This window comes from Vibrio sp. L85 (assembly GCF_963871815.1).
Classification (GTDB): domain Bacteria; phylum Pseudomonadota; class Gammaproteobacteria; order Enterobacterales; family Vibrionaceae; genus Vibrio; species Vibrio harveyi.
Genome location: NZ_CAWMYL010000158.1, coordinates 1 through 22,865 on the forward strand (window position 1 = coordinate 1; position 22,865 = coordinate 22,865).

At 41.3% G+C, this 22,865-nt stretch carries 25 protein-coding genes and 2 pseudogenes; 17 read left to right on the forward strand and 10 right to left on the reverse strand.

Annotation, left to right across the window (positions count from 1 at the left end; translation table 11 throughout):
• On the reverse strand, nucleotides 1-189 hold a 189-nt coding region (locus tag AACR11_RS15570), incomplete at its 3' end, for a type II toxin-antitoxin system RelB/DinJ family antitoxin (protein ID WP_079324823.1).
• Nucleotides 190-626: 437 nt separating this feature from the next.
• Between AACR11_RS15570 and AACR11_RS15575 the strand changes: the two are divergent.
• The 15 genes and pseudogenes from AACR11_RS15575 to AACR11_RS15645 form a co-directional block, all read left to right on the forward strand.
• A pseudogene (locus tag AACR11_RS15575) lies at nucleotides 627-731 on the forward strand (zinc ribbon domain-containing protein); the annotation flags it as partial.
• Between the two features lie 448 nt (nucleotides 732-1,179).
• Nucleotides 1,180-2,118, forward strand: coding sequence for a DUF3644 domain-containing protein (locus AACR11_RS15580; protein WP_223295747.1), 939 nt, complete (start codon nucleotides 1,180-1,182; stop codon nucleotides 2,116-2,118).
• 88 nt (nucleotides 2,119-2,206) lie between these two features.
• Nucleotides 2,207-2,533, forward strand: coding sequence for a hypothetical protein (locus tag AACR11_RS15585; protein ID WP_223295743.1), 327 nt, complete (start codon nucleotides 2,207-2,209; stop codon nucleotides 2,531-2,533).
• Between the two features lie 179 nt (nucleotides 2,534-2,712).
• Complete coding sequence (locus AACR11_RS15590; protein ID WP_155397170.1) at nucleotides 2,713-2,856, forward strand: hypothetical protein; 144 nt, start codon at nucleotides 2,713-2,715, stop codon at nucleotides 2,854-2,856.
• Nucleotides 2,857-2,874: 18 nt separating this feature from the next.
• Entirely contained in the window at nucleotides 2,875-3,261 is a 387-nt protein-coding gene (locus AACR11_RS15595) for a type II toxin-antitoxin system YafO family toxin (protein ID WP_029791167.1), read from the forward strand.
• Nucleotides 3,261-3,566 (forward strand): hypothetical protein, encoded by a 306-nt coding sequence (locus tag AACR11_RS15600; protein WP_017191351.1) that lies wholly within the window; start codon nucleotides 3,261-3,263, stop codon nucleotides 3,564-3,566. The genes AACR11_RS15595 and AACR11_RS15600 overlap by 1 nt, the downstream gene beginning before the upstream one ends.
• Nucleotides 3,567-3,862: 296 nt before the next feature.
• Nucleotides 3,863-4,363 carry a hypothetical protein gene (locus tag AACR11_RS15605; RefSeq protein ID WP_029791164.1) on the forward strand — a complete coding sequence of 167 codons (501 nt, stop codon included), beginning with the start codon at nucleotides 3,863-3,865 and terminating at the stop codon, nucleotides 4,361-4,363.
• Nucleotide 4,364: 1 nt separating this feature from the next.
• Nucleotides 4,365-4,691, forward strand: a complete 327-nt coding sequence (locus AACR11_RS15610) for a hypothetical protein (protein ID WP_029791160.1) — start codon at nucleotides 4,365-4,367, stop codon at nucleotides 4,689-4,691.
• 188 nt (nucleotides 4,692-4,879) lie between these two features.
• Entirely contained in the window at nucleotides 4,880-5,296 is a 417-nt protein-coding gene (locus AACR11_RS15615; RefSeq protein WP_029791159.1) for a hypothetical protein, read from the forward strand.
• 206 nt (nucleotides 5,297-5,502) lie between these two features.
• Nucleotides 5,503-5,934 carry a GNAT family N-acetyltransferase gene (locus AACR11_RS15620; RefSeq protein ID WP_029791157.1) on the forward strand — a complete coding sequence of 144 codons (432 nt, stop codon included), beginning with the start codon at nucleotides 5,503-5,505 and terminating at the stop codon, nucleotides 5,932-5,934.
• A gap of 166 nt (nucleotides 5,935-6,100) precedes the next feature.
• A pseudogene (locus AACR11_RS15625) lies at nucleotides 6,101-6,330 on the forward strand (hypothetical protein); the annotation flags it as partial.
• Nucleotides 6,331-7,176: 846 nt separating this feature from the next.
• A complete protein-coding gene (locus AACR11_RS15630) occupies nucleotides 7,177-7,428 on the forward strand; it encodes a DUF2442 domain-containing protein (protein WP_005445646.1) in 252 nt (83 codons plus the stop codon).
• A gap of 1,043 nt (nucleotides 7,429-8,471) precedes the next feature.
• Nucleotides 8,472-8,927: a hypothetical protein gene (locus AACR11_RS15635; protein ID WP_029791151.1), complete on the forward strand. Its 456-nt coding sequence runs from the start codon at nucleotides 8,472-8,474 to the stop codon at nucleotides 8,925-8,927.
• A 60-nt stretch (nucleotides 8,928-8,987) separates the two neighbouring features.
• Nucleotides 8,988-9,434, forward strand: coding sequence for a hypothetical protein (locus AACR11_RS15640; protein WP_029791150.1), 447 nt, complete (start codon nucleotides 8,988-8,990; stop codon nucleotides 9,432-9,434).
• 136 nt (nucleotides 9,435-9,570) lie between these two features.
• Entirely contained in the window at nucleotides 9,571-9,972 is a 402-nt protein-coding gene (locus tag AACR11_RS15645; protein ID WP_033001807.1) for a hypothetical protein, read from the forward strand.
• 289 nt (nucleotides 9,973-10,261) lie between these two features.
• On the opposite strand, the gene AACR11_RS15650 is transcribed toward AACR11_RS15645, so the two are convergent.
• From AACR11_RS15650 to AACR11_RS15680, 7 genes are all read right to left on the reverse strand, one after another.
• The gene (locus AACR11_RS15650; RefSeq protein ID WP_005445626.1) at nucleotides 10,262-11,365 is read right to left on the reverse strand and encodes a phosphoribosylaminoimidazolesuccinocarboxamide synthase; all 1,104 of its coding nucleotides are present in this window, start codon (nucleotides 11,363-11,365) and stop codon (nucleotides 10,262-10,264) included.
• 203 nt (nucleotides 11,366-11,568) lie between these two features.
• The gene (locus AACR11_RS15655; protein WP_009697340.1) at nucleotides 11,569-11,961 is read right to left on the reverse strand and encodes a SulA-like leucine-rich domain-containing protein; all 393 of its coding nucleotides are present in this window, start codon (nucleotides 11,959-11,961) and stop codon (nucleotides 11,569-11,571) included.
• Nucleotides 11,962-12,321: 360 nt separating this feature from the next.
• Entirely contained in the window at nucleotides 12,322-12,507 is a 186-nt protein-coding gene (locus AACR11_RS15660) for a hypothetical protein (RefSeq protein WP_005445621.1), read from the reverse strand.
• A 181-nt stretch (nucleotides 12,508-12,688) separates the two neighbouring features.
• Nucleotides 12,689-13,666, reverse strand: coding sequence for a J domain-containing protein (locus AACR11_RS15665; protein WP_026138246.1), 978 nt, complete (start codon nucleotides 13,664-13,666; stop codon nucleotides 12,689-12,691).
• A gap of 76 nt (nucleotides 13,667-13,742) precedes the next feature.
• A complete protein-coding gene (locus tag AACR11_RS15670) occupies nucleotides 13,743-14,402 on the reverse strand; it encodes an OmpA family protein (protein ID WP_017190341.1) in 660 nt (219 codons plus the stop codon).
• A 165-nt stretch (nucleotides 14,403-14,567) separates the two neighbouring features.
• Nucleotides 14,568-15,263 carry a DUF2786 domain-containing protein gene (locus AACR11_RS15675; protein ID WP_005445617.1) on the reverse strand — a complete coding sequence of 232 codons (696 nt, stop codon included), beginning with the start codon at nucleotides 15,261-15,263 and terminating at the stop codon, nucleotides 14,568-14,570.
• Between the two features lie 145 nt (nucleotides 15,264-15,408).
• Nucleotides 15,409-16,092 carry a DUF3334 family protein gene (locus AACR11_RS15680; protein ID WP_009697342.1) on the reverse strand — a complete coding sequence of 228 codons (684 nt, stop codon included), beginning with the start codon at nucleotides 16,090-16,092 and terminating at the stop codon, nucleotides 15,409-15,411.
• Nucleotides 16,093-16,351: 259 nt separating this feature from the next.
• Between AACR11_RS15680 and ydiJ the strand changes: the two genes are divergently transcribed.
• Nucleotides 16,352-19,387, forward strand: coding sequence for a D-2-hydroxyglutarate dehydrogenase YdiJ (ydiJ, locus tag AACR11_RS15685; RefSeq protein ID WP_029791147.1), 3,036 nt, complete (start codon nucleotides 16,352-16,354; stop codon nucleotides 19,385-19,387).
• A 92-nt stretch (nucleotides 19,388-19,479) separates the two neighbouring features.
• On the forward strand, nucleotides 19,480-19,941 hold the full coding sequence (locus AACR11_RS15690) for a methyltransferase family protein (protein WP_005445612.1): 462 nt from the start codon (nucleotides 19,480-19,482) through the stop codon (nucleotides 19,939-19,941).
• Between the two features lie 82 nt (nucleotides 19,942-20,023).
• On the opposite strand, the gene AACR11_RS15695 is transcribed toward AACR11_RS15690, so the two are convergent.
• Together AACR11_RS15695 and hutH are read right to left on the reverse strand one after the other, a co-directional pair.
• Nucleotides 20,024-20,749, reverse strand: coding sequence for a DUF3581 domain-containing protein (locus AACR11_RS15695; protein ID WP_009697345.1), 726 nt, complete (start codon nucleotides 20,747-20,749; stop codon nucleotides 20,024-20,026).
• Nucleotides 20,750-21,326: 577 nt separating this feature from the next.
• Entirely contained in the window at nucleotides 21,327-22,862 is a 1,536-nt protein-coding gene (gene hutH / locus AACR11_RS15700) for a histidine ammonia-lyase (protein ID WP_029791145.1), read from the reverse strand.
• Nucleotides 22,863-22,865: the final 3 nt, after the last annotated feature.

The window sequence follows — 22,865 nt, forward strand, 5'->3', positions numbered from 1 at the left end:
CTTCTCAAATGCTAGGTTTACTTGTTCAGTTAGCCATGCATCGTGAGACAATGTTTTTCTTTGTTGTTCAGCGAGTTGCTCAGTAAGTTCACGGCATGCGTCACTCAGAGTGCGACCTTGGCTCTCAACCATTTGTTGAGCTAGGCGTTTTGTTTCTTCATCAACACGAAATTGAATTCTAGTGTCCATGATATATTCCTTTGTTGGTGTGTGTACAAATGTTAGCACTTGGCTTTGAGATGGGCAACTAACAAACAATTTAAGAGTGATTCGGCACGCGTGGCATTTTTACTATGCGTTGGTTTAAGTGATTAAGGTGGTATGCGGGAACATCGTATTGCGTGCCTCACATCTTAATTGGGCGTTATGCCTATAAGAGGAAATATGGATAGTAAATGGGAGTGCTTTGGGTGCGGGCATAGCAATGAGCACTCATCATTGAAGTGTGAAAAGTGCGGGTCTTTAGCAAAGAGCTTGCAAACAAGCAGATGGTAAACCACCTCCTAGGGAATGACAAAGTGAAATCGAAGTTCGAATACTGCTGTGATAAATGTGGTTCATAGTCATATGAGGTTGGTGAGTTAAGAGCCAGTGGTGGATTTTGGAGTACATTTTTCAATTACAACAAACACCGTTTTTATTTCTTATCATGCAGTAGTTGCGGTCACACTGAGTTTTACAAACGAGGTCTAGGTACTGGACAAAAAATACTAGATTTTCTAGGTGGTTAGCATAGGCATAACAAACTGTTTAAGAGTGATTCTCAACGCGTGGCATTTTTACTATGCGTTGGTTTTAGTGTTTAAGGTGGTATGCGGCGACTTCAGTATTGCGTTACTCACACCTTAATGCTGCGTTAATTGGCTCGCAAGTCCAACAGGAGGTTTAGATTGGGCAGATATGATCAAGTAGATTTAGCTTATACATTCCTATCTAACAAGGAAAATAAAGGTGAATCGTTCACAATTGAAGAGTTGTCTTTAGCTACTGGTTGGAAAACTCAGACTTGCGGTACATACCCATCTAAACGGTGGCACCAGTATGTTCAAAAAGATGGCTTCAGGTATCAAGTTTCTAAGCAAAGAAGAGTTTCGTTCAGTCCATAGCCAAAAACTACAACAAGTTACGGACCAGTCGATCAAAGGTATGCACAAAGCGAGAGAGTTTGCATTGCTTGCTGTGTCAACATATAACAACCCATATACTGAGTTTAAGACCTATGGTTACATTGTAAATATTGTCATCGCATACACAGCGTTGTTTCACGCAATTTTTGAGAAAAAGGGGGGCTATTATTTCCACCTAAAAGATGGTGAGCCCGTCAAAATTGATGGTGAAGAAAAAGCTTGGGAGCTGATGGAGTGCTGCAATCAGTATTGGGGTGGTGTAGAGCGTCCGGAGAAATACAATCTTAAATTCCTAATCGGCTTAAGAAACAAAATAGAGCATCGCAGTTTGCCTGCTATTGACATGGCAGTTTCAGGTGAATGCCAAGCTGCATTAATCAATTTTGAAAGCTTGTTGGTCGAAGAGTTTGGGGATAGTCATGCCTTATGTACAAATTTGGCAATTGCAATACAACTTAGCCGTGTATCAGAACAATCGCAATTGGATGCGATGAAGCAACTGCAAAAAGAAAACTATAAAGTAGTACGTAACTATATGGAAACTTATCGAGAAGACTTAGAGGACGATATTGTTGAAAGTCAGCAATACCGTATTCGTGCTTTGTTAGTTCCCAAGCTAGGCAACCATGCTAAATCATCTGACATTGCAGTCGAGTTTATTAATGTTAATAAACTCAGCGAAGATGAGATAAAGAACTATGAGCAGGGTATTGCTTTTATTGAAGGAATCGAAAACCCATATAAGCTCAAGCCCTCTAAAGTAATGAGCTTAGTCCAAGATAAACTGTCATTTTTCAATATGCCTCTTCACACAAAGTGTTGGAAGTTTTTTGAAGCGCGACCTCGTGAAGACAAAGTCGGATTTAAGGGTGAATATAGTTCATTTGTCGAGGGTTTTGATGGCTACTTATACACAAAGCAGTGGGTTAGTTTCTTGGTGACAGAGCTTCAAAAACCAGAAGTCTTAGAAAAGGTGGAAAAAGCCAATTAACAATCTGTTTAAGAGTGATTCGCAACGCGTGGCATTTTTATTATGCGTTGCTCACACCTTAATAGGGCGTTATGTTTTTTGGGAGAAAATGATGGAATTCAAGCTAGAAATCTATGCACCTGAAACAGAAGTCGTAGCTATCCGTGATGTACTTAACTCAGTTGGCGCTGGTGTTGTGGGTGACTATGACAGCGTTATTTCAATCGTAAAAATTTCAGGTTTCTGGAGACCAACTGAAGGCTCGGAACCTGTTACTGGCAAGAAGGGTGAAATTAACTTTGGTGAAGAGGTCAGAATTGACGTTAGATGCCAAGAGTCTTTAGTTCAAGCTGCACTTGATGCTATTCGAACAATTCACCCTTACGAAGAACCAGTGATCAACATTTTACTTCTATACAACCATAAGTTTGCCTAGCTACGTCAGCACAAACATAACAAACTGTTCAAGAGGGATTCGCAACGCGTGGCATTTTCACTATGCGTTGGTTTTTGTTGTTTAAGGTGGTGTGCAACGGCTTCGGTATTACGTTGCTCACCCCTTAACAGGACGTTATTGGAATTTAGATTTAGATATTTAACTTTAAGGGAGTAAAAATGAAAGAAAAATCAAGACCTAAGGCAAAAAAACAGGAAAGTTTCACCCCTCATTATGTTGCAATAAATAGAGTAAAAAGGAGCTTTGAGCGTGCTAAAGATAGGCAAAGTGATAGTTCCACTGAATTTGTAGAAGTCAAATAAAAGAGGAACAATTTAAACATGGACGTCAAAATATACGTAACTAGGGCTCTCAGTGAGGAAAGAAAACTTAACAAAGACCTAGATTTATTAATTCATGACTTTAAGCGTCACAAGCAAGGTCATCGGATATCATATTTTGGTAAAGAAGTCCCATATCATAGACCAGCTCCTGCAGCAGAAGATGCTGGGTTAATGCATATTCATATACTAGATAAAATTAAAACGCTAAAACTTGGTCAAAGTGATACAAGTGATAGTGTCTTAATTTATACTGAGGGTGCTACAAGCATCAATACTTACTTTATAATCGATTTCTTGGTGGATGGTGCTCATGCGCAGGCGAGAAGGCACGAGTATATGAGTTGGTTAATTGATAAGGCGGAAGCATTTAGGAATCAGAAATAATGAGTAAAGTGAAGATCAAAGCTACATGGTTTGAGGGTACAGAGCCTAGCGAAATTGGTGTCTACTTAGTTGCATTAAGACATCTTAGTGGTTTTGGCTCGTATGACTACTTATACTGGGATGGTAAATGTTGGTTGAATAAAACGACTTCTGATATTGTCGGCTGGTCGCCAGTATTTGACATGCTGACACAACTAGATGCTGGTTGGCCTACCGGTGACTTAGAAACAGATATAGAGTTTGAAAAATATAGGAAACAACATGGCGGTAAGTTTGATGATGATGATTTCATCGAAGTAGAGTAATCCATAATAAATTCAAATAACAAAGCATTTAAGAGTGATTCCCAACGCATGGCATTTTTCATTCCATCGTTGGGTTTTATGTTTATGGTGGTCTGGTTTAGTTTCGTGGTAGCGTTGCTCACACCTTAATGCGGCGTTAACTCACAATGCGTAGTGCAGGTGTTGTTGAAATATGTTTGTTGTCAGTTTCATTTACATTGTATGTGAATCGCACAGTTTCATCCTCGAATGTGAAAATGTCGACAGATATGCATTGGCAATGCAAGAATGGTTTTCATTTAATTTGAGTCCTTGAGATGAAACCACTAATAATTCTCCTGCTAATTTTTACATCAAATATGTGTTATGCGAAATTAGAACAGTTGCATTTATCTAATAAGGTTGTAGTAGATATATCCATACCAGAAAAGTTATCACATTCAGGCAATGTACTTGTCCTGAAATATGATGATTGGTACTTCTCTCATGAGATAATAAATCCCAAGGAATTTTACACAACGATTGATTTAACTGACATTCAACATGAATTTTTAAAGTCAGTCTTTTATCCAAATCTACGGACAAGTTTACCTAATTGGTTAGGTGAGCTTGCAAATGAGCAAGCAATGTCATTTGGTCTGTCAAAAACTAATGTAATTAATCGGAAGTTTGGCGATGTAGAGGTGTTGGGTGGTTATGACGATGCGTCAAAGCAGGGTAACATTCTTGTTTTTGAAAAGTATCAAATTCATCATCTCAGTATTGGAGGAGAGGATGAGTATTACATTGAACTGCTAAATGCAATTAAAAGGAAGTGATATGTCTTTATCAATAGAAGAAAAGCAAGATCTAAAGTCGTTTCTTATCAATGTATATGGTCCACAAGCTAGGAACTGGGCGATAAATGATGAAATGTTTAATCTTACATATAAAATGTTATCAGAATCGGGAAAATGCTCTGACCTCATGGACTTAGTTCCTAGACCAATATCTGTTGGAGAGAACCCCGCAAAATGGTTGAGCAAACAAGTACGTTCAATGATCCTTAGAAAGTTGAAAGGTCGAAAAGGGCATTATGCTGTTTGTGTTAAAACGTCAGCAATAAAAATGAAAACGAACTTCTTAATGATCGACGCAGGGTTATAACTCCCCCAAAATTATGAGTTAACAAAGCATTTTAGAGTGATTCCCAACGCTTGGTATTTTTCATGCCATCGTTGGGTTTTGTGTTTACGGTGGTATGCGGCCGCTTAGGTATTTTGCGTGCTTTATACCTTAACAAGGCGTTATGTGTATGTAGCTTAAAAACGTATAGCTAATTTGTGGAGAAATATATGAAAAGGATTTTGTGTTTATTTTTAATTGTTGGATTAGTTGGATGCGCTACAGCTCCAACAGCACCATCTGATATTAAGCTAGCGTCTCATAAACGATTATATAATCAAAAATTATATAAACCTTCTGAACTTAGAACTGTTCCAGTGACGATAACACGGGACACTGGTGTTTTAGGATCTTTGGCTACTACATTCTTGAAAATAGATGGAGAATACGTGGTGTGGCTTAACGTGATGGAGGAAATTACCATTTACTTAGCTCCAGGAGGATACGTATTCGAAGTAGAAAATGGAGTATGTCCTGATATCAAACAGTGCAAAAAATCATTAGACGTAACCATAAAAAATGGATTTAGCAATAACTTTAGGATTGCCGCTGACGACGGTTTTAAGATCATTCGCTCCAACACATAAACATAACAAACTGTTTAGGGGGGCATCACGCGTAGCATTTTATCATCCCTTGATTTTAGTGACTAAGGTGATGTGCGACAGCTTTTGTTCTGTGTTGCTCACTCTTAGCAGGGAATTATGCGATTGGTGGACAACTCATACCTATTGAGGTTAACATTCCTCCTCGCGGCTGCACATGAATTTCAGTCAACTTTAGAGAAAATACGATGATTGTAGAAAATGTGCTTCCTGAAAATTATGCAGAAATGCTTAATGTTTGGGAAAATTCAGTCCGAGCAACTCATGACTTCATAACAGAAGAAGATATTGAGTTTTTTAAACCAATTATCATTGAGCAGGATTTTCCTGCTGTCGCGTTGAGATGTGTGAAAAATGATAGCGGCTCAATTTTAGGTTTCGTGGGTATCTACGACTCAAAGGTTGAAATGCTATTTATATTGAACGAGGCAAGAGGGCAAGGTGTTGGTAAGGTGCTACTGCAATATGCAATAGAGCAGTTAGGTGCAACCAAAGTCGATGTAAATGAACAAAACCCGCAAGCCGTAGGTTTTTACAAGTATATGGGTTTTAGAGTGGTTTCTCGCTCACCACTTGATGATATGGGAAAACCTTTTCCAATTCTGCATATGACACTTTAGAGCTCGGTTTGTCGTAACCAGTTTGCTAGAAGAAACGCCCAAAGCTAATAACTTTGGGCGTTTCCGTATGTGGTGAAAAATCACATAACAATAAATTTAAGAGTGATTCGTAACGCTTGGCGTTTTTACTCCAAACCAGTTCAGTATGCTATTTGCTTGGGCGTAGCATGACAATACCGCAGAATATTGGATAAAAGATCAACTACTATAAGAACACCATAAATTTATAAAGCCTTATGCGTTTGGGGCGTTGTGTGGCGAAGCGGGAACTGTAATGACTTACGCTGAGAAAACACTATCATTGTATTCTTCGCCAGACATTAAATATTATGGGAAAGCCTGTGGTGGTAAAAAGCCGCAGATAATGCACGGCATATGCAGAGTTCGCAAAGTTGATAGCCTCACACTTTCCGATATCAGAAATTTTTGCAGAATAGTAATTAATGCCCGCGGCGTTAACTTATTAAGTCAAGAGTCTAATTTCGGGAATTAGTGTTTAGTTATGTTTCGATATTAATACAAAAATGTACCTTACAACATTATAACTGAGCCATTGATCTCAATGTGTCAATTATATAAAGGTGAGGCTTCTTTATTAGGGCGATATGATTTATGATTTTACTTGAAGCATATAGGCAAGATGAAACCTGTCTAATGTATCAGGAGGTAAAATGGATTATTTGCCGAAACTTATGGCTAGGAAGTTTGAGTGGGTTGAAAATGTGTCAATGCTCAGGATATGGATGATACTTATCTCTATATTACTAGTTTGTCCTTTCCTTGCTGTAGTGCTCATTAAAATCGACATAAGTTTGTTATTGTTTGTATGTGGCATATATTTTTTGCTTTTATTTGGTTTACTTTACGCTAAATACTATTCGTCAGAAATTATGTTATTAAAAGCATCCAAAAGCAGAAGTGGACTTATTCGAAATATGTTTTTACTTATGATTTTTCCTAGTTTAGGAGTTAATTAAAAATGGCTGGGTAAGTATTTTTATATATATTTATTGGGTGTGCGTATTCAATATGTTTTTTATTATGTTGACTATAATGGCATGTTCTCATCCAATTTTATTGGAGATAATACGCTGAAGTGTAAAACTACTAATTAATTCGCAATTTACGCCTTATCACCAAGCCTAATGGAACGTACTTTAAAACTTGTTTTTATCGTTTTTCATATAAACAGTAACCCTCCCTAAATGGACAATTATCCTGAACAGATTTTAGAAGGAAAAAATGGAAAACATTTCAATAGTCAAGGTAAAACATCTTTTTGGATACATATTAAAGATACAATTCAGTGACGGACACATATCTATTGTTGACTTCTCATCATTTATTTTTAGTGGAAAACACCCGGATTATGAGCAGTACAGGGATACTTGTTTCTTTGTTGACTTTGACATTGTTGATGGGAATCTGAACTGGCATGATTATAATATGATTTTTCCTATTGAAGATCTTTATAAAAATAATATCATTAATTAATGATTCTTCCTTGTTTTAAAAATTTTTAGTTTGCGAAAACTTAATTATAGACGGAAATGTTCATGGAAAAGAAAAGTCTTACTATCATCAAGTCAAATAGAGAAAAGTCACATAACATATGTTAGGGAATTAAAATGTAGCTTTGTTGATTGGGAAACTAGAATAATATTAGAATCTATGCTTAATGAGCTTGAAAGGCTAAGGAGTATAAGTGATTTTTCCGATGATGAAAATGTTCGCGCTAATGCTGCTAATGATTATATAAAGGTTCAACTACTCAGAAAGTCACTTGAGAGTGAGGCGAAGGTTGTATTTGGGGAACAAATACTTAATTTTAACCAAGAAGACTTATGATACTCGCTTTGCTGATAGGATTCCTTAGATGTATTGAAAGTGAAAACCTTATTCAATGTTGCTCCATTGGAGGGAGAAGTGAAACGCAAGTCACGAAATTTACTCGCATATGTTGGGTTACAAAATGGAGATATTTTGATAGATCTGATAACACTAACTCGTAATGGTCAGTCTTACTACTTTCAAGGAAAGCGATGGCTGCGAAACCAATGTTGTCTCGGTGAGGACGAGTGCACTGCAGATGATGGAAGTACGATACATATTTCGCTTCTAAATAGGCGACAGCGCCCTATATGGGTTGAAAGTAAAGAGTGTTACGTTTCGCCAACGGCACAAAAACGTTATCAGCTATGGATTTCAAATCAGCGCTAAAACAGGCTTGGATCTCTATGTTTGATGATAAAGAACTGAGGTACATAAAGATTTACTTAATTGAGAAGTATGAGCGTGATTTAGCTTTGTTAGCTAAATAAGATGAAGACAGTGATGATTATATCGAACTTGCAAACGATCTCATGCTACTGGAATGTTTAATCTTTAAATTTACTAAAATATAAATAAGTTTATTTCCACCCAATACGGGCATTAGGATCTACAAACTAAAAACGGGAAGAGTGACCAAATTATCTTTGGGCTTTGGAAAATTTTAGAAAAATTATTACTTCATAGTGAAAATGATAAATGGAAACATGAAAACATTATTAAGACAAAACAAGTTGTCCAATATTAAGCTACTTCATAGTTTTATAAACAGAGTCTTTTTCTTTAGTATTTTAGCTTACTACTTAGTGATCATTTCAGAAGAACCATTGCTTACTCAACTCAGCTTTATAGCCTTTGGTTGTGGTTTCTCACTACTTATCGATTATTCAGTATCAAAACCACGACAGTCTGTCGAGGTCTCGTTTGATGGCACTAAGTTGAGGTTTCTCAATATGTGTATCATGACATCTGATGTAAAAGAAATTCTGTATGGACAAACCAAGAGGTTTGAACACACGGTTCGTTTTCGCTACAAAAATCAGACTTACCAAGATTTTGAACTTGCTTCGAAAGACTTGATCGAGGATTTGCGATTTTATTACTTTCTCGTGGATAACCAGTTACCAGTCAAAATGTTAGATTGTAACGAGCGCTTGATTTAATGTTTCTGTAAGAACGAGGAAAAAATGAATCAACTTTGTTGTTTATATTACGTGGGGATAATGAAAACACTCGTTATCAACGTGACGCTACTCATTTTAGTTGGATGCGTGTCAAAAGTGGATAAACTGAGCTACTTGGAAACATGGAATGACAAGTGGCAAGAGTGTGACAAGGTAGGCAAGGAAACGACTATCGTATTTCCTCAGTCTGATTGGTTCGAAAGTTTGACGCTAGATAACAAAAGAAAAGTATTCTTATACATACATTTTCTTAAGGGTTACGAGTGCACTCAAGAAGAAGCCGAAAAACTTAAAAGTGTTTTGAGCGAATATGACATTACAACGCTCAATGAGGTTCTGAAAGGATTTATCTACTTCGACATGCCAAGCAATGTTGATGTTAAACATTTAGATGAACAGCAGCTTATCTTTCTCTCTAATCAAATTTTGGGACCTTTCAATGCTATAACAACAGCAGAAGCGATGGGATTAATAAAACACGAATGAACCTAAGCTGTGAGAATTATATTGTGTCAACATCTGATGATGATCGGTATGGCGATGGACTACGAAAAAGTGAGTTATTTCGTTTTAACCATGCCTTCTAATTCAAGAAGCTTGAAGGTGCATCGCAGTAAAAGCCATGATTACTGGCGTAATTAGAGATAGTTATACCGAAGTAATTGAACTCATGTTAATTATTGGTTTTATTCCTCACAACTTTTCCTGTTTAGGGGAGCAACGTGTGTCAAAGGAGGGCTTTGTGGAGTGGATGTTAGGCATATTAGCTTTTGCTGTATTTTGGGGACAAAACGAGTTCTCTTCAATTAAGTATCGACAAAAGATAATTGAGCGCAAGATAGATCTCTTATTGGAACAGTCAGGTTTAGAGGTCGATCAACGGTTTGGTGTCTCAATCGAGGTGTGTGACGCGGTTAAATCCGGGGCTAAGTTAAAAGCTATTCGTCTTTATAGAAAAGAGATGGGGGCTTCGTTGAGAGATGCTAAAAGGGTTATAGAAGCATTGGAAAAAGAGATTGCTTGAACCTGTCGATATCAGAACTCAAGAGTATTTAACTCAATCATATTTACTTTGAATTTGGGTATAAACACACTATTTAACTTGGTATAGTAGTCCTTGTTGTGGTTACGTTGTCACTCGGATCTCAAAGTTGTATTCTGAAGCCCTGTCCTCACATTGGTTCGAAGCTGAACAATGCGTTACTTACGAAACATTTATTAAGTTAGTTAAATGCAAACGAATAAAAACAAAAACCCGCAATGTGCGGGTTTTTTAATCGAGACTATACTGCCAATAAACGGCAATGGGTAGCTTAGTCAATTAAGCCATAGTCTTTACTTAAGATCTCTATGATTTCAGCTTTAGGGTTTTGGCTTAACGTAATTGGCTTTCCGGTAATTTTTTCTGCAATACCAATGTAAGTTCGAGAGATATCCATTAAAGATTCGACTGGCAATTCGTTGTTGCGAGCCAATGCTTCACGTTCTGACATACGCTCTTTATTAAGTAAAATATCTGGGTCCGGGAAGTGGTTTAGCAGGAACTGACGGAAACCTTCTTTCGAGTTTTCGACGATTTGACCTTTTTGATACGCTTTGGTATCCCAAATTCGCGATGAATCAGGTGTGCCAACTTCATCCATATAAATTAGTTTTTCATTACCTGCGGCATCGTGTACGTAACCGAACTCGAACTTAGTATCAACAAAGGTTTGGTCGATGGCTTCCAGTGCATGACTGATCACGTTAAAGCCTTCTTTGAGTAGCTTCTCGTACTGCGCTATGTCTTCTGCATGAGAGAAGTTGAAAGCTGCAAAGTTGTCCACGATATTTTCGCGAGTGATGTTCACGTCATCAGCTTCAGGGACGTCAGGAATGCCTTTCAAGATACCTTTGGTTGAAGGTGTCATTAGTAGCTCTGGCAACATTTTATCTTTTTCAAGACCTTCTGGAAGCTGAATACCACAGAAGTTGCGTTCACCATTTGCATAAGCACGCCACATAGAGCCCGTAATGTACTTACGACAGATAGCTTCAATCTTAACTGGTTTGGCTTTTTGTACAATCCAGACAAACGGGTGGGGGATATCTAAAATATGGCTATCTGCAAGACCGTTTTCTTTAAACAGTTTAAACCAGTGATTTGAAATTGCGTTCAGCGCTGCTCCTTTACCCGGAACGCCTTTTAGTCCTCCTTCTCCGTGCCAGATACAATCGAATGCTGAGATGCGATCGCTGATTACCATAATGGCCAAGGGCGCATCTGGGGCGACGTCGTATCCTTTTTCTTTGATCAGTCGTGCGCTGTCTTTTTCTGTTAACCAGTAAACAGAGCGAACTTTTCCGCTGTGGACGGGCTTGTGAGTGCGAATTGGCAGGTCGTCATTGACGGCAAGTACTTGATTAGCAAGGCTCATTGCGACATTCCTATCATCTTAATCAAACGTCAGAAAGAGAACTTACTCAGCGCACAGTGCGCACTGAATAAACCGAATGAGGGCATCATACCAGAACTATTTTAACTCGCCAGAGAAAAAGCAAACGTTTGCCTTATTTTGTTTTGGTATAAAAAAGCCCCCTTAAAAGGAGGCGAGATGCAGGATGGATAACGTCGATATTATTAGTGGTATTGGCTTGGACGGCCTTCGACGAAAAAGACTTCGCACTGATAACGCTGAGCGATGTCACGAAGCATAGATTGATTGATAAGAGCAATCTCATTCGAAGCAACAACTGCGCTAGCATTGCCAGATTGGATGGCTTTAATAACGATTTCCACTTCAGAAAGTTGCTGAGATGGCTTCATCTGAATGATGTTTTGACAGCGAATATTAGAAGCAGCAAGTTGCTCAAAATCAGGACGCGGGCACTGAGCAGTAAACAAAATCCACTGCTGTTGCTGAGATAATACTGCCAACTGAGAAAGAAGTTGGTCAGAGACATCCATCGGTTGTGTTGCTTGCGCCAATACGTTGTAGCGAGAGTATGTATGAGTTTGACTTTGTAACTGCATCTTACTGTTCCTTTATACATGCTGTATGTGTATACAGTAGTTTGTTTTCGAAGTCTGATCAACCCATTTTTATCGATGACTTAGAATAAATGTCGCATTTTTATGGCTTGAAAATTTGTTAAATTGTTGAATTATAGAGATAAAGTTATTATCGAGTGTAGATTGGCAGTGTGAAAAAATGTGAACTCATCGACATTGCGCTTCCTGTCTATACAGTGTTTTTCTACTGTATAGACAGGGGGGCACAGTAGGATTTGACTCGGAGACGAGAAGGCAGGATGGAAAGTGGTAAGCTGATACGATCAAAAAAGCGCCTTAAACAAGGCGCCTTTGAAAATCAGTTCCATTGATTTGTTGTGGTTAGCTTGCTCGCTGAACCATACGTTCACGCATTTGCAATTCACCTTGGTTAAAGAGGCGCACATCAATTTTGGCGATGTCGTAGCAAGATTTGCAAGAACGATGGTATTTACCATCTAGGTAATCATGACGAGTAACAAAGCTAGGTTTTTTGCACCAGTCACAGGTGCCTTCTTCAGTGAACATTGATTTTCTCCCCACCTACATGAATTTTGAGTCGCTAGGTGTTATTTTTCGCCAAGTATTATGGCATACAAAAGATAGCTAGGTTAAATGTCTGTTAATTTGTTTGAGAGGGAGATCGATTGCGAGCCTTTATTTTAGAGGCAGAAAAGCTCGCATGCTAAAGGGGTTTGACTTGGTTTTACTATTTTGTAACATTCTGTGAAATGGTTTTAAACGCCTGATTTAAACGCTTCATTTCTTCTTCACTTCCTCTGGAATCAGGATGATAGAGCTTTGATAGTTGTCTGTAGCGCAATTTCACTGCTTTACTGTCTGGGATACTCTGTGGGGTATAACCGAACATGGCGCATGCTACAGCCAATCTGTGTCCTTCCGATTGACCTTTGATCTTCCTAAACTCTTTGAATACCTTTTCAAGTTGACGTTTAAGCTGCTTATTTGCAAATTCAAGTTCTTTAGTTTGAGTTTCTAACTGCAGCGTTCTGGATACTTGGTGGGCGGTATTTGCATTGATATTCTGACGATGTCGGCGAGTTGCGAATGCGCCTCCAGCAATTACTAAAGCAGCACCTAGGGCGCCAAAGAAGTACCAAAGTGTGGACTCTTGTGCTTGTTGCGTGGACTTCGCTTGTTTTTGGTCTTGTTCTTCTTCGTCGGTGGCTTTTTTGTCTAACTCGACGATTTCCGATACTTGTTTAGCTCGTAATTGGTTAAACCGCGCTTCCAAAAATTGATTGTACGCTTGCTCTGCTTGCGGGTTTTTTAAAGCCGAAAGTTGATACCAGGCTTCAACCAAATCGGCGTTTGATACTTCTTGCTGATGATGTTCTACAAAATCAGCCAACAAGAACCCGCGATCGTTTGGATCATCCAGTGCCACTGATGTAAACCAATACACTGCTAAGGTGTAATCTACGTCTCCGGTTAAACCTCTAGCGTAGTCTTCGGCTAACTGCTTTTGCGCTGGAATATACCCTTGATGTGCCGATTGTTCTAACCAATAGCGTGCGTCATTAGGTGAAGTTGGATTAGGGGATAGAGCCAGTTGCTGCGCTAGTTCGAATTGCGCCTCAGGCTGAGTTGGGTTTTGGGAGGCGAATGCTGCGCCCGTCAGACTGGTCATCAATACCAGAGAAAGGGCAAAAGTTTTGAAACACATGAGGTATGTCAGGTCTAGCGCTTATCGCTAGACCTGCTCCGGTAATTTTAGTTATTACCGATATGGTGCAACCAAATTACTTCAGTGGCAAGATCTGGATTTCAACACGACGGTTGCAAGCACGGCCTTCAGAAGTTTGGTTTGAGCAAATTGGATTACGCTCACCGTAGCCACGTGCGATTGCGCGACCTGCTGCGACGTTTTGTGATACTAGGTATTGACGTACCGATTCAGCACGACGCTCAGATAGCGTTTGGTTGTATGAATCGCTACCAGTACTGTCGGTGTAACCATCGATCACAAGGCTAGTGTCTGGGTATTCAACCAGAATGCGCGCCACGCCACGTAGTGTGTTATGGATGCTTGCGTCTAATTGGTAAGAGCTTGAAGAGAAGCCAATGCCGTTTTCCATGCGAAGAAGCAGTTTGTTTTCACCTACGCGTTCAACTTGCACTCCTGAATTCAGTAGTGCACGACGCAATTCTGCTTCTTGTTGGTCAAAGTAGTAACCAATGCCAGCACCAGTTGCGCCACCAGCTGCAGCGCCAATTAATGCATGTTGACGACGTTCTTTTGCATTGTCGCCCGTCGCAAGACCGATTGCTGCGCCGGCAATCGCACCGATAAGCGCACCTTGTGTGGTTGAATTTGTTTCGTATTCACCTGTGGTTGCGTTTTGGCGTTGGGTTGCTTGACAGCCTGTAAGAGCCAGCACTAGCGCAAGTGCAATAGACATCTTTTTCAAAGGAAAATCTCCGTATAAGCCGAGGCGCAATGGCGCCTCATAATGGGATGTGAATTATGGAATAGAAGGTATTGATATTTGTTATGTGAACGTCAGATTGGTAGGACGTTCGTCAGCTTTTTCTGATAGTTGGCGATTGAATAACCAGTGATAGGTTCACTTCGATGGGTTATCCAACATTTTTCTCGCTTGCTCTCCGCCCACTCCGCGGTTAACGGAGACCTTACGACCCTTCTTTAGGCCAACTTCATAATCTGCTGTGAGGTTTTTCATCGCTTCTTTGAGTTGTTTCTTGAACGTCTCTCGGTCGATGTTTTTAAATTCTTTATCAATGTAGTTATTGATCTTATTTGCGGACTCTTCATCAGGGGAGATCACTGGTAGTTTCTCAAGTGCTCCTTCAACCCAACCTGAAACAAAAGAGTTCACGCGACGAGTGACTTCCATTGATGAGGTGCCTGAACCGGCAAAGCTGTTACGAAACTGACCAGTACTTTCGTTCATTTCACGATAGATAATATCGAATGCAAATGCAGCAAAAATCGCACGGTCTGCTTCACCGATAAACTCAACTCGTTTTAATCCTTTATGGTTTAGAAGTACTGCCTCGACACCAAATTTAGTGTTAATACCGCGGATCACACGCAGCAATGTTGAACTGATGTTGGCTGGCAGCAGGTGTGACGATTGCGTCTTACCCATCTTGATAAACTCAATGTCATCTTTATCCAACCCGTATTTAAGCATCAAACGATGCGCCATTTTGATGGCGTTTGCAGCCTCATTGACGTTGGCGGAATTACCCAGTTCTAAACATTTGGCGATTTTCTTCAGAGCTTTTTGTTTATCCATCGATGAACAGTACCAAGAGCAGAAAATTTAAGAAGTCGGACATATTACCTTTTTCGCACTAAAAACGCCAGAAAGGTGAGCTGTGAGCAAAAAGAAAGCCCCTTATTAAAAGGGGCTTAATACGGTGTTAATAGCGATTGAAACGTTATAAACCTAACTGGTCTAACAGATCATCTGCGTCATTTTTAGAACCACTTGATTGTGACGCTTGCTTATCTTCCATACTTTTGCGAGTCGCTTCTAAAATGTCGTCTGGACTCTCGTCTTCCGCCACCTCAAACTCTTCAAGTTGAATAAACTCGGTTTTGTCCATCGCAAGTTCTAAGTAGAAAATGTTGTTATTTGCCGTAGAGAAGGTCACGCGACGCGCTTGAGGTCGGTCGAGGTTGGTGTCTACTTGCAAAATTACCTGTTTATTCAGAGCCAACATTTTGGGTTGATTTTGAGTAATGTTGGTTTGTAGCTCTTTGCGGATCTTGTTGGTGAAGTCGCCAACCAGCTGATTCATCAGCTCACCAAGAACATCACCTACTTCGTCAGAGGTGTGCGAGATCGCTAACTCCTCTTCTGGCATGCCCATGTTGCGCATGTAGTTGGTGTAGACCTCCAGTGCCGCTTTAGCAGTAAAGTTAATGACCACCAATCCAGTAAACCCACCGTCAAACAGTACAAAACAACCAAAATCCGGCTTGAGGCTGGTTTTGTTGATCTTTTGCACCATTGCTGAGTAGTTAACTTGAGAGGAAGTCGCCGAAGTAAGAACGCCAGAAACCGACTGGCAAAGTTTTAGAAGGATATCTTCAGTGGTTACAACTTTATTTTTTTTCATCCTGAAAGCTCATATTAAAGGGCTATTTCCCTTTCAATGTAAGGCATCAAGCCTCAAAAAATAAAGCATAAGTTTAATTCTTGTTTGGAGATTCTGATTTGAACGCCTTTTTAAATGTTGTAAAGTGACGTAATTCAAAGAATATTACCTCATTCATGTCTCTGTCTTCTGCTGTTGACGGTGTAGTTCCGAGGCGTGGGTGCTTAAAAATTACATAACCCGCAGCTGATTGGATCAGCGCAGTAGGGGCAGGAAGCAAATGTTACCAAGATTACACTCGCAAACGGATGTCGATCCTCTTGTTCTGAGTTTTCTCAAAGAACTTGAGCAATCCGGGTTCACTGGCGATATTGAAAGCCAGTATTCTAGCCGCCTTGCGGTAGCCACCGATAACAGTGTCTACCAGCAACTTCCTCAGGCTGTAGTTCACCCAAAAAACACTCAAGATGTCTCCCTTATTGGTCGGTTGAGCAATAAGGAAGCTTATGAACGTATAACGTTTTCACCACGTGGAGGCGGAACAGGTACCAATGGACAGTCGTTAACCAAAGGCATTGTGGTCGACTTGTCGCGTCACATGAATAAAGTGTTAGAGGTTAACGAAGAGCAAGGTTGGGTGCGTGTTCAAACGGGAGTGGTCAAAGACCAACTCAACGATGCTGTGCGCCCATATGGTTACTTCTTTTCACCAGACTTATCGACCAGTAACCGAGCAACGATTGGTGGGATGATCAATACCGATGCATCTGGTCAAGGTTCTCTCAAATACGGTAAAACGTCAGATCATGTTTTGTCACTGCAAGCGGTGTTTGCTGACGGTTCCATCTTAGAATCGGATCTGTCTCATGGTATGCCCATTGAAGGTGAATTTGCCTACAACGCGATGCGCATTACCGAAGCGGTGTGTCGTGATAAGCGTCAGCAAATTAATGATAAGTTTCCACCGTTAAATCGATTTCTAACCGGTTATGATTTAAAGAACGCGTTTGATGAGCAGGAAGATCGTTTTGATATTACTCGCGTATTGTGTGGGGCTGAGGGTTCGTTGGCATTCATTACCGAGGCAAAACTTAACTTAACTCGCATCCCTAAAGCTCGAACGTTAGTTAACGTAAAATACAACAGTTTTGACTCTGCATTACGTAATGCTCCATTTATGGTTGAGGCAAATGCTCTATCAGTCGAAACCGTCGACTCTAAGGTGCTTAACCTTGCCAAACAAGACATTGTCTGGCACACCGTCAGCGACCTGATCACCGACGTTCCCAACAAAGAGATGCTTGGCATCAATATGGTGGAATACGCAGGTCAAGATGAAGAGGAAGTTGCCGCGCAAGTGGCCTCCCTGACGAGCAGACTTGATAGCATGCTAGAGACCGAAGAAGCGGGCATTATTGGATATCAAGTATGTAATGATGTTGCGAGCATCGGGCGTATATACAACATGCGTAAAAAGGCTGTGGGGCTGTTGGGGGCCGCGAAAGGGCGTGCTAAGCCGGTAGCGTTCGCGGAAGACACTTGTGTGCCGCCAGAGAACCTAGCGGACTTTATTGTTGAGTTCCGTGAACTGCTGGATGCGAAGTCACTCAACTACGGTATGTTTGGTCATGTAGACGCTGGCGTACTTCACGTCCGTCCTGCATTGGATTTATGCGATCCTCATCAAGAAGCCTTAATGCATGAAATCTCAGACGAGGTTGTTAAGCTGGTGGCCAAATACGGTGGCTTGATGTGGGGTGAGCACGGAAAAGGTTTTCGTTCTGAATATGGACCTGAGTTCTTCGGTGAGGAATTGTTTACCGAGCTACGACGTGTGAAAGCGGCGTTCGACCCGCACAATAAAATGAACCCTGGCAAAATCTGTACACCGTTAAACAGCGATGCAGAACTTGTGAAAGTCACGGATACGAAACGTGGCTACTTCGACCGTCAGATTGACGTTCAGGTGCGTGATAGCTTCAAGCAGGCAATGGAGTGTAACGGGAACGGCTTATGTTTTAACTACGACACGAGCTCGCCGATGTGCCCTTCGATGAAAGTGACAGCAGATCGTCGCCATTCACCAAAAGGGCGAGCAGGTTTGGTGCGTGAATGGTTACGTCAGTTGACAGAGCAAGGCATTGATATTCTCGACTTAGAGAAGCAGACGCTAGAAAATAAAACGCCTATCAAAACCATGATCGACCGTGTACGTCATTCAATCAATCGTCGTCATGAGTATGATTTCTCTCACGAAGTATACGAGGCAATGAATGGTTGTCTTGCATGTAAAGCGTGTGCGAGTCAGTGTCCTATCAAGGTTGATGTGCCTAGCTTCCGCTCTCGTTTCCTAAACATCTATCACTCGCGCTACCAACGTCCGGCAAAAGATTACTTGGTGTCGAACATTGAGTCGATGCTGCCCTTAATGGCAAAAGCCCCAACGCTTGTGAATGGAGTGCTTAAGCAGTCTTGGGTGCAAAGTTTAACGGCATCTACTGTGGGTTATGTCGATGCACCGTTGCTGTCTGTGCCTACTTTGAAGGATCGTGTAGACACGTTAACGACGGCTTATGATCTTCAAGTGCTGAGTGGTTTATCAAGTGAGGATAAACAACAGCATGTACTGATTGTACAAGACCCATTTACCAGCTACTACGATGCTGAGGTGGTGGAAGACTTTATCAAGCTGGTTAAGAAGTTGGGTATGAACCCTGTTCTTTTGCCATTTAAGCCAAATGGCAAAGCACAGCACATTAAAGGTTTCTTACGCCAGTTCAAGCACACCGCTCAAGATACCGCTAAGTTCTTGGAGATGGTTGCGGATTTAGACATTCCAATGGTGGGTGTTGATCCCGCGCTAGTGCTTTGTTATCGCGATGAGTATGCTGAGGTATTGGGCAGTAAGCGTGGTCGGTTTGATGTTTTAACTGCTCATGAATGGCTTTATCCAAGACTGAGCGAGTTCGAGGCTTTAGATACCAAAGAGCAAGCACCTTGGTATTTGTTTGCGCATTGTACTGAGAAAACAAAAATGCCAAATGCTGAGAAAGAGTGGGGGGCAATCTTTGCTCACTTTGGTGCGATCTTGAATACTGTGCCTGTAGGCTGTTGTGGTATGGCTGGCACTTTTGGCCATGAAGTGGATAAGCTAACTATGTCTCGTGATATCTATGATCTAAGCTGGAAACCAAATTTAGATAAGCTTGATAATGACCGATGCTTAATTACAGGGTATTCCTGTCGAAGCCAAGTAAAGCGTTTTGAAGGCATCAAACCTAAACACCCAGTGCAAGCTTTGCTAACCTTGTTATAACGTTTACTCAAGCCCAGTTTTACTGGGCTTGTTGTCATTAGTGCTATGTAACTGAACATGAATCTGTTTTTACTTTCATAAGGATATGAAGATTGAAAAAGCTTGAGCTTAAAGTGCCGCCTGTCGCTCTATTTTTCTTGATGATACTGCTGATGTATGGGTTAAAAGAAGCGATGCCTGAAATGAAAATTACAGTGCCGTTTGTTGAGTTCGTTACGGCGGGGCTCATTATTCTTGCTGGTTTTATCGGTATTGCTGGTGTTTATGAATTTCGCAAAGCAAAGACGACCGTAAATCCGGTTAAACCAGAGACGGCTTCACTAGTGGTGGATTCCGGCGTTTTTGCCTACACGCGTAACCCAATGTATGTGGCGTTATTATTAGTTATTGTCGCTATAGGTTTGTGGTGGCAACACTTAAGCGTCATTTTATGTGGTGTATTGTTTGTGGCCTACATGAACCGTTATCAAATAAAACCAGAAGAACGTGCGTTAGAGAGGTTGTTTGGCGAAGACTATTTGGATTATAAAAACCAAGTGCGTCGCTGGATTTGACGCAAAGATACCGAGTTACAGATGAAAGAAAGCCCAGCAATACGCTGGGCTTTCTTTTTGAAATCTGTCGGCAGTGGGATGATTATGCTGCCTTAGCAAACTTTGCTAGGAAAGCATCCTTGCGCTCGTTAAAGCGTTGAACCAAATCGTCCACTGCATCTTGGTCGTATGGCTTAAGACCACTCGCAACCATGCGCTTGATGCCTTTGCCAACAACTTCGCCATCTTCTTTGAAGGCAAAGTTTAGTGTTACTACGCCGCGCTTACCTTCAACATCGAACGTCGCACCAGTGAAATCTACTTCTGGATGAGCTAGGTCTAAACGACTGAATTCTACTTCCATGCTTTCGTAGATCACTAATGGTCGTTGGCAGTTGATCATCATTTGTTTCTCTTCCATCAGAGGAACCATGATGTGAGGGAAGTTCATGCCAGAGAATTGAACGTAGTTAGTCACCACGTGTTCAATGAACTCAGGGTTGAGGTTAGTTTCGCCTTCACGAGACATGTGCAGGTATTCTTTACCTGCTTCATCGACTACGGCACTTTCTTTTTCACACTTATTCTCGATATGAAGCGCTACGCCATCGTTCACCATTCCGGAGAAATCGAAACGCATCTTTTGGCTTACCCCTTCTTTGCTTAGCAATACGGCAAAAAGTAAATCGCCCGGCACACAAAAGCGTTTGTTGTCTTCATCATGGATAGGGTTGTAATCACCAGCGACGCGTTTAGCGAAGTGACTTGCTTGCTCACGAGTGAACTGAAATTGGTGATTAGTGTTTGAAAAATAAGGTGTTAGAAACATAATTTTTACGTAGTAACCAAAACTGTCAGGGATTATATGCGAATATCTGCGTAGCAATGGTCCATCCAGTGAAAACTTCACTGTATCTTAACAATGAAACGATAACGCAGGGCAATTAAGCATCAAAAAGAGTGCTTTTGTGTCACATTATTCAGTATGGCTATAAATCAGGAATTTACCATTCGCTTCGGGTGATGAGTATATACCCAAGTGATTTCAAGATGCAGGGTTCAGAGCGTTGTCATTGATTCCCTACTTACCGAAAGCAAGCAAGGAAAACAACGCAGCGTAACAGCCAGCTATTTCCAATTTCCAATTTGTTTGACTTAGCCATTGGTTTAATAGAAAAGCGAGTCAATGACACGCTTTCAAAGGGTACTCTTTACAAATAGTAAGGACCTTGGCTTGTATATTTTATTGGCGATTCTTGATTTAGATCCACTAGACCTTTAAATCGCCGCCGCGTCTACAAACCAAGTCATTCTCGCTGAACCTAGCATCTCGAGGTTACTTAGGTTATATATAAATATAATAAAGGCTCCACGGAGGAGCCTTTAAAGTCATCACTCATTATGTATTAATGCACGCTTGGTAGTAAGCTTTCTGGCATTAATGCGTTGTGCAGAGCGAGCTTGAGTAGTGCATTGGCTTGCTCGATATCTGGCGCGAAGTAGCGGTCTTTAGCGTAGAACGACACTTTCTCACGCAGCATTTGCTTGGCAATTTCGATACGCTCTGAAGATTTGTTTGGCGCACGGAAATCTAGCCCTTGAGCAGCTGACAAGTATTCAACCGCCAAAATGCCACGTGTATTCTCTCCCATTTCCTTCAAACGACGAGCAGCAAAAGTAGCCATCGAAACGTGATCTTCTTGGTTTGCGGATGTTGGCAAGCTATCGACAGAAGCTGGGTGAGCCAATGTTTTGTTTTCACTTGCCAATGCTGCCGATGTCACCTGAGCAATCATAAAGCCGGAGTTCACGCCGCCATTGTCGACCAAGAAGGGAGGAAGCTTAGATAGAGCGCTATCTATAAGCAGTGCCATGCGTCGCTCTGACAAGCTACCAATTTCAGCAATCGCAAGTGCAAGGTTATCCGATGCCATAGCGACTGGCTCTGCATGGAAGTTACCGCCGGAGATGATGTCATCATCTTCCGCAAAGACCAGCGGGTTATCCGACACAGAGTTGGCCTCCACTTGTAGAATGTCTGCTGCATTGCGAATTTGCTGCAAACAAGCTCCCATTACTTGAGGTTGGCAACGCAGTGAATAAGGATCTTGTACCTTCTCACAGTTGGTATGAGATTCACCAATCTCGCTGGTCGCCTCTAACAGGTGGCGGTACGCCAAGGCGGCATCCATTTGGCTACGATGACCACGAACACGATGGATACGTGGGTCGAACGGACGACGACTGCCTAAAGCCGCTTCTACTGACATCGCACCACAAACCGTCGCTGATGAGAACAGGTCCTCTGCAATGAACAAACCTTCTAGTGCAAATGCTGTTGACGCTTGAGTACCATTAAGCAGTGCTAACCCTTCTTTTGGAGCAAGAGTGATTGGCTCAAGACCGGCGATTTGCAGTGCTTCTAGACCTGAAATCACTTTGCCATTATGGCGAGCTTGACCTTCACCAAGAAGAACCGTACTCATATGAGCTAATGGCGCTAAGTCACCAGATGCGCCTACAGAGCCCTTCTGAGGGACGCATGGGTAGACCTGAGCATTCACCAAATCAATCAACATGTTGATGACTTTTAAACGTAAGCCAGAGAAGCCACGGGCGAGGCTGTTGATCTTTAATACCATCATCAAACGAACGGTTTCGTCTGACATGAACTTGCCGATACCAGCCGCATGAGAAAGCACGATACTGCGCTGCAGTGTTTCCAAATCTTCTGGTGCAATGCGTGTATTTGCTAGCAAACCGAAGCCGGTGTTAATGCCGTAAACCGTCCGGTCTTCTGCAATCACTCGATCGACCACTTGAGTGCTTTCTTCTATTGCTGGAATCGCGTTTGGATCCAGAGTAAGGTTTACGGGTGAGCGGCTCACTTGGCGTAGTTCGTTTAAGCTAATATGACCTGGCTTTAGCGTTAAATTGAGCATGTC

Coding starts and splice junctions, on each gene's coding strand:
- AACR11_RS15585 (WP_223295743.1), top strand. CDS start 2,207: ATGATGGAATTCAAGCTAGAAATCTATGCACCTGAAACAGAAGTCGTA.
- AACR11_RS15590 (WP_155397170.1), top strand. CDS start 2,713: ATGAAAGAAAAATCAAGACCTAAGGCAAAAAAACAGGAAAGTTTCACC.
- AACR11_RS15595 (WP_029791167.1), top strand. CDS start 2,875: ATGGACGTCAAAATATACGTAACTAGGGCTCTCAGTGAGGAAAGAAAA.
- AACR11_RS15600 (WP_017191351.1), top strand. CDS start 3,261: ATGAGTAAAGTGAAGATCAAAGCTACATGGTTTGAGGGTACAGAGCCT.
- AACR11_RS15605 (WP_029791164.1), top strand. CDS start 3,863: ATGAAACCACTAATAATTCTCCTGCTAATTTTTACATCAAATATGTGT.
- AACR11_RS15610 (WP_029791160.1), top strand. CDS start 4,365: ATGTCTTTATCAATAGAAGAAAAGCAAGATCTAAAGTCGTTTCTTATC.
- AACR11_RS15615 (WP_029791159.1), top strand. CDS start 4,880: ATGAAAAGGATTTTGTGTTTATTTTTAATTGTTGGATTAGTTGGATGC.
- AACR11_RS15620 (WP_029791157.1), top strand. CDS start 5,503: ATGATTGTAGAAAATGTGCTTCCTGAAAATTATGCAGAAATGCTTAAT.
- AACR11_RS15630 (WP_005445646.1), top strand. CDS start 7,177: ATGGAAAACATTTCAATAGTCAAGGTAAAACATCTTTTTGGATACATA.
- AACR11_RS15635 (WP_029791151.1), top strand. CDS start 8,472: ATGAAAACATTATTAAGACAAAACAAGTTGTCCAATATTAAGCTACTT.
- AACR11_RS15640 (WP_029791150.1), top strand. CDS start 8,988: ATGAAAACACTCGTTATCAACGTGACGCTACTCATTTTAGTTGGATGC.
- AACR11_RS15645 (WP_033001807.1), top strand. CDS start 9,571: ATGATTACTGGCGTAATTAGAGATAGTTATACCGAAGTAATTGAACTC.
- AACR11_RS15650 (WP_005445626.1), bottom strand. CDS start 11,365: ATGAGCCTTGCTAATCAAGTACTTGCCGTCAATGACGACCTGCCAATT.
- AACR11_RS15655 (WP_009697340.1), bottom strand. CDS start 11,961: ATGCAGTTACAAAGTCAAACTCATACATACTCTCGCTACAACGTATTG.
- AACR11_RS15660 (WP_005445621.1), bottom strand. CDS start 12,507: ATGTTCACTGAAGAAGGCACCTGTGACTGGTGCAAAAAACCTAGCTTT.
- AACR11_RS15665 (WP_026138246.1), bottom strand. CDS start 13,666: ATGTGTTTCAAAACTTTTGCCCTTTCTCTGGTATTGATGACCAGTCTG.
- AACR11_RS15670 (WP_017190341.1), bottom strand. CDS start 14,402: ATGTCTATTGCACTTGCGCTAGTGCTGGCTCTTACAGGCTGTCAAGCA.
- AACR11_RS15675 (WP_005445617.1), bottom strand. CDS start 15,263: ATGGATAAACAAAAAGCTCTGAAGAAAATCGCCAAATGTTTAGAACTG.
- AACR11_RS15680 (WP_009697342.1), bottom strand. CDS start 16,092: ATGAAAAAAAATAAAGTTGTAACCACTGAAGATATCCTTCTAAAACTT.
- ydiJ (WP_029791147.1), top strand. CDS start 16,352: ATGTTACCAAGATTACACTCGCAAACGGATGTCGATCCTCTTGTTCTG.
- AACR11_RS15695 (WP_009697345.1), bottom strand. CDS start 20,749: ATGTTTCTAACACCTTATTTTTCAAACACTAATCACCAATTTCAGTTC.
- hutH (WP_029791145.1), bottom strand. CDS start 22,862: ATGCTCAATTTAACGCTAAAGCCAGGTCATATTAGCTTAAACGAACTA.